Raw genomic sequence first — 9,649 nt, forward strand, 5'->3', positions numbered from 1 at the left:
CTCTCGCAGCGCCCCACCCGTTCATGCGCGACGGCGGGAGTCCGTCTCCCGCGCGGCGAGGCACCGGCGCCCCGCCGAGAGTGTGTCGAGGGCCCGGGGTGACCCGCGCAGGTGGTCGGCCAGGGCATCCGTCATCGCGAGGAGGCAGCGGGGCTCCACCGAGCGGGCGGAGAGGTATGCCGCGGCGAAGGCGAGCTGACCGGTGAATACGCGTGCGTCGTCGACGAACACGGCCGCGGCCAGGGAATCCAGCAACCGGCCGAGAAAGTCGGTGCCCTCCTCGTGTTCCCTGCCTGAGCCGTCCGGGCTGCCCGAGCCGCCCGAGCCGCCCGAACCGTCCGGGCCGTCCGAGCGGGTCCGCAAGCCCGGGAACACGTCACGCAGCGCATGGGCCAAGTGCGCCAGCAGCTCGGGGCGTCGTCTGACGAGTGCCGCGTACTCCTCCACGGCATCGGCCTGGACCGAGGACTCCCCACAGAACACCGGTGGCCAGCGGCGAAGCAGCGCTTCCGCCGCGGCGCGGGCGTCTGCCGCGTACAGGTCCGCGCCCAGCGCGTACGCCCATGTGCCCTCGGGGCCGAACCCCCGGCCGCCCGCCATGACAGGGACACCGGCGCATCTGCACGTCTCGATCTGCCGGTGTGCGAGCGGAAGGTTGAAGGTCAGCGTGCACGAGAGAGCGACGATGTCGGGGCCGCTCTGATGGACGTCCGAGAGGAGCTCGGGCGGGGAGATCGAGCCGCCGAGCGAACGCACTTGGAAGCCGCGCAGACGCAGCACCTCGGCGAGGATGTGGGAGGGCAGAACGTGCCATTCGCCGTCGCTGCACGCCACCAGCACATGGCGCGGTGGGCCGGCCCCGGCAGGGGGGTGGGCGGCGGATGCGACGGCGTCCACCGTCAACCTGCTGACGTGGGTGGCCGAGTGTTCCCGCGCCACCGTCCACTCGCCGGACTCCCACCTCTCACCGACCCTCACCTGGGCGGGCGCGACGAGTCCGAGCAGTACGTCCTCCGCGCTCACGCCGCTCGTCACCAGGCCGACGGCCAGCTCCAGCGCTCCGCCCTCGTCCGCATCGGCCAGGCAGGCGTCGAAGTCGGCCCGGACGGCGTCGGTGATCCCGGTGGCGTTCATGGGCTCCCAGGCTCCCCGGTGCTCGCGCGCTCCCCGGCGCTCGCGGACCCGCCGGGCCCCTCGGGCCGACGGTGCGGTGGTGAGCCGCGGCGGGGAGGTGCCTGAAGCGTCAGGAGGGAGATGTCGTCGTGCGGGCGACCGGCGAGCCATTCGGTCGTGAGGAGCTCCAGCCGCTCGGCGACCGACGCTGCCTGCATGCCGACGCAGCCGGCCAGCGCGTCGACGAGGCGTTCGTCGCCGTATATCTCCCGTCCGCTCATCCCGCCTCGGGCCTCGGTGAGCCCGTCGCTGTAGAGAAGCACCAGCTCGCCGGGGGCGAGGCGGAACTCCCTACAGCCGAAACTGGGATCGGGCACCGCCCCGACGAGCATGCCCTCACAGACGATTTCCTCCACCTTTCCGTCGCCACGGAGTACGAGCGGGGAGAGGTGGCCGCCGCTGGCGATCTCCACCTTCACCGAGCCGTCGTCGCAGGGCCGGGCGGAGCCCGTGACCAGGGTCGTGAAGCGGCGGCCGGCGCTGATGACGAGGTCGTTGAGCAGCTGGAGGTCGCCCAGGGGGTCGGGACCCCTCTTGACCATGGCCAGGGTGCGCATGCTCTGCCGTACGTGCCCTGCCAGCACCGCGGCCTCCGCACCCTTGCCGGACACATCGCCGAAGAAGAACGTGACGCCGCCCGCGGGGCAGGGGGCCACGTGGTAGTAGTCGCCGCTGATGCGCAGAGCCTCCGCGGCCGGCCGGTAGGCGGCGCCGAGCCAGAGGCCGTCGGCCACCGGCAGCGGCTCCGGAGCCATACTGGCCTGGAGGACGGCGATGGTGTGGGCCTGCTGCGAGTAGAGCGCCGCCGTCGCCAGCGCGAGTCCGGCCCTTTCGGCGAACTTGTGCGCCAGCTCGATGTCCGCGTCCTCGAAGCGGGCACGCTCCGGGCCGCGCAGCATGATCAGCGCACCGGCCGGTACGCCTCCCGCCGCGAGCTGGACCACCAGCGCCTCCTCGCTGTGAACGAGCTCACCGGGCAGGACATCGTCGAGCCCGGCCATCTCCTTGGGGCGTATGACGGCGGGGTGTGGCTGGAGTCCGTACAGCGCGTCCGCGACCTTGGGTATCCGCTCGAGTGCTTCGACCGCCACCTCCCCGGCGAACCGGGCATCGCCCGGACCCGCGCGGTGCCAGTGCGTACGTCGTCCGCTCGCGGGCAGGACGAGCACGGACGCGTCCGCCAGTTTCGGGATCACCAGCTCCACGAGCGCACGGGCGGTACGGCCGTGGTGGAGCGAGGCGCCCAGGCGCCGGGTGGTCTCGTCCAGGAAGGCGGACCTGTCGCGCTCGTCGAGGAGCGCGGCCTCGATGAGACCCAGCAGCTCGCTCAGCTGCGCCGGGGCACGGCCCCATGCGCCTCTGCCCCTGCCCCCGCCCCTGCTGCCGCCGTTGTCCGTCATCGGCCACCGCCTCTTGCACGCTCCGCCGCTGCGCCCGTAATGCCCTATTATTCCCCTTCCATTCTGTTCAATCGGCGTGGTTGGTCGTGACCGGCGGTAGGAGCTGACGACAGGAGCGGATGTAGCGGCACGGCGTCGGTGACGCAGGATGCCTCCATGATCGAAGGCATCCACACCGAGAACGCCCCGTTCGTACGCTTCGCCGACGGCACCGCGCCCCCGTTGTCCCAGGCCATCAGGACCGGTGACCTGATCTTCACCTCCGGGCAGGGGCCACTCGACCCCGTGACGCACGAGATACCGACCGACTTCGACGACCAGGCGCGGCAGGTTCTGCGCAACCTCGTCGCGGTCTTCGTCGCGGTCGGCGGCAGCAAGGACCTGATCGTCAAGTGCACCTGCTATCTCAGCGACCGCAGCCACTTCACCGCCTTCAACCGTGTGTACGCGGAGTTCTTCGCGGAGTGCTCTCCGCTGCCCGCCCGCACCACGGTGGTCACGCAGCTCGTGCGCGACGGAGTGCTCGTCGAGATCGACGGTGTCGGCCGTACCGACCACCAGTGACCGCTAGCCGTCCGCCGGTGCCACGCCGATAGGGCAGGAGACGCCCGTGCCGCCGATGCCGCAGTAGCCGTTTTTGTTGCGGTCAAGATACTGCTGGTGGTAGGGCTCGGCCGGGTAGAAGGGGCCCGCGGGGAGGATTTCGGTGGTGATCTCGCCGTAGCCGGAGCCCGTCAGGACGGACTGGTAGGCGGCGCGGGAGGACTCGGCCTCGGACTGCTGCTCGGGGGAGTGGGCGTAGATCGCCGAGCGGTACTGGGTGCCGACGTCGTTGCCCTGGCGGAAGCCCTGGGTGGGGTCGTGGGACTCCCAGAAGACTTTCAGGAGGGCGGCGTAGGAGGTGATCTTCGGGTCGAAGACGACGCGGACGGCCTCGGTGTGGCCGGTGAGGCCGCTACAGACCTCCTCGTAGGTGGGGTTCTCGGTGTGGCCGCCCTGGTAGCCGACGAGCGTGGTCCACACGCCCGGGGCCTGCCAGAACTTCCGCTCCGCGCCCCAGAAGCAGCCCAGGCCGAAGTCGGCGACGACCAGGCCCTCCGGGTACGGGCCGGTCAGGGGGTTGCCGAGGACCGTGTGGCGGTCGGGCACGGGGTAGCCCGGTTCGGGGCGGCCCTTCAGCGCCTCCTCGGCGGTGGGGAGGTGGTTCCTGTGGCGGCTGAACAGCATCTGCGGGCTCCTCGCGGGACGGGTACGGCGGCTGCCACGTTCGCGCGGCGTGCTGTCACTTCAACGGGTACGGGGTTACGGGAATTCCGGGGCCCCTACGGCCCCTCTCACCGTCATCGCGGCCACCGTCACCGCGGCAGCGTCGCCGGGGTGCCGCCGCCGCCCTCCCAGCCCGCCACCGCCAGCGCCCGGTAGACCGTGTACTCGGCCGCCGGGTCCGCCCCGTACGACCACGGGACCGCGCCCACGTGGCCGTCCACATGGCGCAGCTGCTCCAGGGCCTCCGCGTACCGCTCCGCGCGGACCAGGAAGAAGACCAGCAGGTGGCGGACGTGCGGCAGCACCGGGTGGTCGGCGGGGGCCTGGCGGACGGCGTAGAGGGCGCCCTCCATCGCCTTGGTGATCACCTCGCTGCGGTAGAGGGTGCGCACGAGGTTGGCTTCCGGCAGGTGCTCGAAGACGCCGAAGAGGGGGAGGGCGGGCAGCAGGCTCTTCGCGGGGGCGGAGGCGGCGGCCGCGTGGGTGAAGGCGTCGGCGCGGTCCTGGGAGCCGTGCCACTTCTCGCACCAGTAGTGGAGGGCGGCCAGATGGGCGCCCATGTGGTGCGGTGCGAGCTTGGTGACCTTGGTCCACAGCTCCTCGAAGTCGGTCTTTCGGTAGGCCAGACCGCGGGCCACGCCGAGCTCGATGATGTGCGGCACCGGGTCCTCCGGGGCCAGCCGGGCCGCCTCGTGGCAGACGTCCCGGGCCTCCTCCAGGATCATTCGGAAGTCCTGCGAGGACGGGTCGAGCAGCGCCTGGCGGACCAGGAACTCCGCGTGCACCGCCGCCGCGCCCGGGTCCTCGGGGGCCGCCACCCGCCAGGTGCGCAGCCACATCCCGCCCTGGCCGGGGGCCTGGGCGAGCTCGAAGGCCGCCGCCCCGGCCAGCGTCTGCACCCGCTGCCAGCGCAGCTCCGAGGTGGCCTCGGTGAGGGCGAGCAGCCGGGCGGCCGGCTGCCAGTCCTGCCGGGCCTGGACCTCCTCGAGCGCGTCGATCAGCTGCCGGTCCGGGCCGGGCAGCCGCACGTCCAGCCGCTCGCGCGGGACGAAGCCGTACTCCTGCGGGTCCGAGGCGCGCATCGCACCCTGCACGGCCCCGCGGCCTCCGCGGCCCCCGCGCATCCGCCGCAACGCCGGTACGACGATCAGCCCGCCGATCATGACGATGGCGATGAGGAAGATCAGAAGCTCCATGAGGTGTCCCCGTGTGAAGGCCCGTAACGGCTCGTGGTGCGGAACGGCTTGTGGTCCAGCCTATGCGTCCCGGCGGTCGTTGAATCCAGCACGGGCGCGTCGGGCGTTACGCTCGGCCTCATGAGCCACCAGCACCCCCAGGGGCATCCTCAGAGTTTCGAGACGCTCGCCATCCACGCGGGCCAGGAGGCGGACTCCCTCACCGGCGCCGTCGTTCCCCCGATCTACCAGGTCTCCACCTACAAGCAGGACGGCGTGGGGGGTCTGCGGGGCGGCTATGAGTACAGCCGTTCCGCCAACCCCACCCGCACCGCGCTCGAGGAGAACCTGGCGGCGCTGGAGGGCGGCCGCCGCGGCCTGGCCTTCGCCTCGGGTCTCGCCGCCGAGGACTGCCTGCTGCGCACGCTCCTGGTGCCGGGCGACCACGTCGTGATCCCGAACGACGCGTACGGCGGTACGTTCCGCCTGTTCGCGAAGGTCGTGGAGCGCTGGGGCGTGGAGTGGTCGGTGGCCGACAGCTCCGACCCGGCGGCGGTACGGGCCGCGCTCCGCCCCCGTACGAAGGTGATCTGGGTCGAGACGCCCAGCAACCCGCTGCTCGGCATCACCGACATCGCCGCCGTCGCCGACGTCGCCCGCGAAGCGGGGGCACGGCTGGTGGTGGACAACACCTTCGCCAGCCCCTACCTCCAGCAGCCGCTCGCGCTCGGCGCGGACGTCGTGGTGCACTCCACCACCAAGTACATGGGCGGGCACTCGGACGTCGTCGGCGGTGCGCTGATCGTCTCCGACCCCGGCCTCGGCGACGAACTCGCCTTCCACCAGAACGCGATGGGCGCCATCGCCGGGCCCTTCGACTCCTGGCTGGTGATGCGCGGCATCAAGACCCTCGCCGTCCGGATGGACCGGCACAGCGCGAACGCCACGCGGATCGCGGAGATGCTCACCGCGCACCCCAAGGTGACCCAGGTCTACTACCCGGGGCTGCCGGAGCACGTGGGGCACGAGATCGCGGCCAAGCAGATGCGGGCCTTCGGCGGCATGGTGTCGTTCCGGGTCGCGGGCGGCGAGGAGGCGGCGGTCGAGGTGTGCGACCGGGCGCGGCTGTTCACGCTGGGGGAGTCCCTCGGCGGCGTCGAGTCGCTGATCGAACACCCGGGGCGGATGACGCACGCCTCGGCGGCTGGCTCGGCGCTCGAGGTGCCGGCCGATCTCGTACGGCTGTCGGTCGGCATCGAGTCGATCGACGATCTGCTGATGGATCTGGGCCAGGCGCTGGGCTGACGACCAGCCTGGGTCAGCTCTGGGCCGGAGACCAGTTCTGGGCCGGAGACCAGTTCTGGGCCGGCGGCCAGCTTTGGGCCGGCGGCCGGGCTGCGGTTTTTGGGGGTGGTCACACCCCTCTGGCGGTCACCACCCCTCGAGGGGAGGGGTGGTGTCGGTGGGCGGCGGCGCGGCCCACGGTTCGACGATCGCCGCCCAGACGCCGAACGCGACGACCGCGGCGAGCAGCAGCAACCAGCCGATGGTGCGGACCACTTGGTGGCGGTGGAGCATCCGCCGCCCCCGTTCGGCGGCCCGGCCCGCCAGATCCGGCGGCAGCGCGGGGTGCGGGCCCTCCAGCATCCGGCGGACCTCGGTCTCCTTGCGGTCGGGAAAGCTCATGGGCCCGCTCCGGCTCCGGCCCCTGCCTCGGCTTCCGCCCCCGTCGCCTCGGTGGCGGAACGGCTGCCGCCGGACGGGGGCGTTCCACTGGAGGACGACGTTTCGGCGGCGGATGACGTTCCGCCGGAGGGCGACGTTCCGCCGGAGGACGGCGTTCCGGCGGAGCGTGGCGTTCCGGCGGACGGGCGCGCTCCAGTCGTGCCGCGCCGGGCCGCCGCGCTGCGCATCGCCGTGACCGCGCGGGTGCAGATCGCCCGGACCCGCTCGACCGGGAGCCCGAGCGCCGCCGCCGTCTGCTCCTCCGCGACCCCCTCGTACAGCCGCAGCACCAGCACCAGCCGTTCCTGCGGGGTGAGCCGGGCCAGGGTGCCGCCGCGCGGGCGGCGGTAGCGGTGGCCCCGGTGGGCGAAGAGGGCGGCCAGCGTCCGGCGGGTGTGGTCGTACGGATCCTCGCCGCGCAGCCGGTCCCAGCGGGCGTACGTGCGCGCGAGCGCGGCGGTCAGCAGGCGCTCGGCGGCTTCGGTGTCCCCCGTCGGCTCCCCCGTGAGCAGCGTGGCCGCATGCAGCAGTCGGCCACCCGCGCCCGCGACGAATGCCTCGAACTCCCGGGCCCGGCGGTCATCCCGTGCTGCCCGCCGCTCTCGCACCACGCCCTCCGCCTCCCGTTCCTTTTAGGACACGGCAGGCACAGGCACCTGGTCAAGATGTCTGCGTGTTGGGTCAGGTGGCGGGCGTCGCCTGGGGCACCGTGGTGTGCGCGGCGGAGAGGGCGACGTTGAAGCGGGTCAGGAGGTCGCAGAAGAGGTCGCGCTCCTCCGCCGTCCAGTCCCCGGTCACGCGGGACATCAGATCGCGCCGTGACGAACGCACTTCCTCCAGGCGGGCCTTGCCGCGTGGGGAGAGCTGCAGCACGACCGCCCGGCCGTCCTCGGGGTGCGAGGTGCGCTTGACCATGCCGGAGTCGACCAGCGGGGCGACCTGGCGGGTCACGGTGGAGGAGTCGATGCCCATGCTCCCCGCGAGCGCCTTGACCCCCATCGGGCCTTCCTGGTCGAGCCGGTTGAGCAGCAGATACGCGGCTCGGTCCATGGAATTGCGGGCCTGGCCGACGCCGCCGAGCCGGGTCTGTTCCGCACGGCGGGCGAAGACGGCGACCTGATGCTGGAGTGCGTCCAGTACGCCGGTGTCGAGTTGAGTCGTCATGTCCGATTGGGTGGGCATGGCCTAGGGCTCACTTCATGCGGTGGTCTGTGGGATGTGGCACAGAGTACGCGGCCGGGGGCCCGCCCGTACGGGGGCTGCAGAAACCTGACGGCCTCCGAGCCACAACCTGCCGTTCTGGGCCGTTCCCCGGCGCCGTGGCCCGTCGGCGGCCCCTCGTCCGGCACCGGTCCAGGGCCATCCCTGCCGTCGGCTCGGCCCGCCGGGGTCTGTCGGGGGTGAGCTGCGAGACTGGGGACCATGGCTGCACGACACGGCGACGAGGACGGGCCCGGCTCCGGGTCCGGCCCGGCCTCGCACCTCACCTCTCCCGCCCCCGCGTCCGCCCCCGCGTCCGCCCCCGCGACCGCGTCCGCGACCGCGTCCGCGACCGCGTCTCGGTCCGGGTCCGAGGGTTCCGTATCCGGAGGTTCCGCCTCCGAGGGGTCCGGGTCGGGGACCGGGACGAGGGTCACCCTCGACGACATCCGCGGCGCGCAGAAGGCGCTCTCGGGGGTCTCCCGGCTCACCGCGCTGGAAGGCAGCCGCTATCTGTCCGGTCTGGTCGGCGCGCCGGTCCACTTCAAGTGCGAGAACCTCCAGCGCACCGGGTCGTTCAAGCTGCGCGGCGGCTATGTGCGGATCGCGGGGCTCAGCCCCGAGGAGCGGGCGGCCGGGGTGGTCGCGGCGAGCGCCGGGAACCATGCGCAGGGCGTCGCCCTCGCGGCCTCGCTGCTGGGGGTGCGCTCGACGGTCTTCATGCCCGAGGGCGCACCGCTGCCGAAGATCGCCGCCACCCGGGACTACGGCGCCGAGGTGCGGCTGTACGGGCAGATCGTGGACGAGACGATGCGGGCGGCGAAGGAGTACGCCGAGCGCACGGGCGCGGTCTTCATCCACCCCTTCGACCACCCGGACATCATCGCCGGGCAGGGCACGGTGGGGCTGGAGATCCTGGAGCAGTGTCCCGAGGTGCGCACCGTGGTGGTGGGCATCGGCGGGGGCGGGCTGGCCGCCGGGATCGCGGTGGCGGTGAAGGCGCTGCGGCCGGATGTGCGGGTGGTGGGGGTGCAGGCGGAGGGCGCCGCTGCGTATCCGCCGTCGCTGGCGGCCGGGCGGCCGGTGACGATCGACGCGCCCGTGACGATGGCGGACGGCATCAAGGTGGGGCGGCCGGGCGATGTGCCGTTCCAGATCATCGAGAACCTGGTCGACGAGGTCCGTACGGTCACCGAGGACGAGCTGTCCAGCGCGCTGCTGCTCTGCCTGGAGCGGGCGAAGCTGGTGGTGGAGCCCGCGGGCGCGAGCCCGGTGGCCGCGCTGCTGTCGGCGCCGGAGTCCTTCGAGGGGCCGGTGGTCGCGGTGCTCTCGGGCGGCAACGTCGATCCGCTGCTGATGCAGCGCATCCTGCGGCACGGCATGGCCGCGGCGGGGCGCTATCTGTCGCTGCGGCTGCGGCTCACCGACCGGCCGGGGGCGCTGGCCACGCTGCTGGGGGTGCTGTCGACGGTGGACGCCAATGTGCTCGACGTCAGCCATGTACGCACCAACCCGCGGCTCGGGCTGAGCGAGGCCGAGGTGGAGCTGCACCTGGAGACGAAGGGGCCGGACCACTGCGAGGACGTCCGGGAGGCGCTGCGCGGCGCCGGGTACACGGTGATGGCCTGACGACGGGAACGGGTCCGAGCCGGAGCCCGGGAACGGGCCCGAGCCCGAGCCCGGGAACGGGGCTTCTCTCGCGGGGGTAGG

General features: G+C 72.7%; 10 protein-coding genes. 3 read left to right on the forward strand and 7 right to left on the reverse strand.

The annotated features are described in order from the left end of the window. Positions 1-21: 21 nt before the first annotated feature. Both KHP12_RS31785 and KHP12_RS31790 read right to left on the reverse strand, forming a co-directional pair. Positions 22-1,134, reverse strand: coding sequence for a cobalamin B12-binding domain-containing protein (locus KHP12_RS31785; RefSeq protein ID WP_086885190.1), 1,113 nt, complete (start codon positions 1,132-1,134; stop codon positions 22-24). After that, positions 1,131-2,573 (reverse strand): PP2C family protein-serine/threonine phosphatase, encoded by a 1,443-nt coding sequence (locus KHP12_RS31790; protein WP_246643144.1) that lies wholly within the window; start codon positions 2,571-2,573, stop codon positions 1,131-1,133. Before KHP12_RS31790 ends, KHP12_RS31785 begins: the two co-directional genes overlap by 4 nt. A 156-nt stretch (positions 2,574-2,729) precedes the next feature. Between KHP12_RS31790 and KHP12_RS31795 the strand changes: the two genes are divergently transcribed. After that, positions 2,730-3,137 carry a RidA family protein gene (locus KHP12_RS31795; RefSeq protein ID WP_086885193.1) on the forward strand — a complete coding sequence of 136 codons (408 nt, stop codon included), beginning with the start codon at positions 2,730-2,732 and terminating at the stop codon, positions 3,135-3,137. Positions 3,138-3,140: 3 nt separating this feature from the next. Here KHP12_RS31795 and msrA read toward each other — a convergent pair whose 3' ends face one another. Further along, complete coding sequence (gene msrA / locus KHP12_RS31800; RefSeq protein WP_086885191.1) at positions 3,141-3,800, reverse strand: peptide-methionine (S)-S-oxide reductase MsrA; 660 nt, start codon at positions 3,798-3,800, stop codon at positions 3,141-3,143. 128 nt (positions 3,801-3,928) lie between these two features. Continuing rightward, positions 3,929-5,035 carry a hypothetical protein gene (locus KHP12_RS31805; protein ID WP_210609782.1) on the reverse strand — a complete coding sequence of 369 codons (1,107 nt, stop codon included), beginning with the start codon at positions 5,033-5,035 and terminating at the stop codon, positions 3,929-3,931. A 120-nt stretch (positions 5,036-5,155) separates the two neighbouring features. Here KHP12_RS31805 and KHP12_RS31810 point away from each other — a divergent pair, with 120 nt between their 5' ends. Further along, on the forward strand, positions 5,156-6,319 hold the full coding sequence (locus KHP12_RS31810) for a cystathionine gamma-synthase (RefSeq protein ID WP_164428593.1): 1,164 nt from the start codon (positions 5,156-5,158) through the stop codon (positions 6,317-6,319). 126 nt (positions 6,320-6,445) lie between these two features. On the opposite strand, the gene KHP12_RS31815 is transcribed toward KHP12_RS31810, so the two are convergent. From KHP12_RS31815 to KHP12_RS31825, 3 genes are all read right to left on the reverse strand, one after another. Beyond that, positions 6,446-6,700 (reverse strand): hypothetical protein, encoded by a 255-nt coding sequence (locus KHP12_RS31815; RefSeq protein ID WP_086886529.1) that lies wholly within the window; start codon positions 6,698-6,700, stop codon positions 6,446-6,448. Further along, the gene (locus tag KHP12_RS51440; RefSeq protein WP_372455240.1) at positions 6,697-7,350 is read right to left on the reverse strand and encodes a sigma factor-like helix-turn-helix DNA-binding protein; all 654 of its coding nucleotides are present in this window, start codon (positions 7,348-7,350) and stop codon (positions 6,697-6,699) included. The genes KHP12_RS31815 and KHP12_RS51440 overlap by 4 nt, the downstream gene beginning before the upstream one ends. Positions 7,351-7,420: 70 nt before the next feature. After that, entirely contained in the window at positions 7,421-7,921 is a 501-nt protein-coding gene (locus tag KHP12_RS31825) for a MarR family winged helix-turn-helix transcriptional regulator (protein ID WP_171072617.1), read from the reverse strand. A 240-nt stretch (positions 7,922-8,161) separates the two neighbouring features. Here KHP12_RS31825 and ilvA point away from each other — a divergent pair, with 240 nt between their 5' ends. Next, on the forward strand, positions 8,162-9,568 hold the full coding sequence (gene ilvA, locus KHP12_RS31830) for a threonine ammonia-lyase (RefSeq protein WP_211833972.1): 1,407 nt from the start codon (positions 8,162-8,164) through the stop codon (positions 9,566-9,568). The last annotated feature ends 81 nt before the right edge of the window (positions 9,569-9,649 follow it).

The sequence above is a fragment of the Streptomyces asiaticus genome, from assembly GCF_018138715.1.
GTDB classification, from domain to species: domain Bacteria; phylum Actinomycetota; class Actinomycetes; order Streptomycetales; family Streptomycetaceae; genus Streptomyces; species Streptomyces asiaticus.

What these genes read in the sequence shown, in the direction of transcription:
- KHP12_RS31785 (WP_086885190.1), bottom strand. Translation starts at nt 1,134, where the DNA reads ATGAACGCCACCGGGATCACCGACGCCGTCCGGGCCGACTTCGACGCC.
- KHP12_RS31790 (WP_246643144.1), bottom strand. Translation starts at nt 2,573, where the DNA reads ATGACGGACAACGGCGGCAGCAGGGGCGGGGGCAGGGGCAGAGGCGCA.
- KHP12_RS31795 (WP_086885193.1), top strand. Translation starts at nt 2,730, where the DNA reads ATGATCGAAGGCATCCACACCGAGAACGCCCCGTTCGTACGCTTCGCC.
- msrA (WP_086885191.1), bottom strand. Translation starts at nt 3,800, where the DNA reads ATGCTGTTCAGCCGCCACAGGAACCACCTCCCCACCGCCGAGGAGGCG.
- KHP12_RS31805 (WP_210609782.1), bottom strand. Translation starts at nt 5,035, where the DNA reads ATGGAGCTTCTGATCTTCCTCATCGCCATCGTCATGATCGGCGGGCTG.
- KHP12_RS31810 (WP_164428593.1), top strand. Translation starts at nt 5,156, where the DNA reads ATGAGCCACCAGCACCCCCAGGGGCATCCTCAGAGTTTCGAGACGCTC.
- KHP12_RS31815 (WP_086886529.1), bottom strand. Translation starts at nt 6,700, where the DNA reads ATGAGCTTTCCCGACCGCAAGGAGACCGAGGTCCGCCGGATGCTGGAG.
- KHP12_RS31825 (WP_171072617.1), bottom strand. Translation starts at nt 7,921, where the DNA reads ATGCCCACCCAATCGGACATGACGACTCAACTCGACACCGGCGTACTG.
- ilvA (WP_211833972.1), top strand. Translation starts at nt 8,162, where the DNA reads ATGGCTGCACGACACGGCGACGAGGACGGGCCCGGCTCCGGGTCCGGC.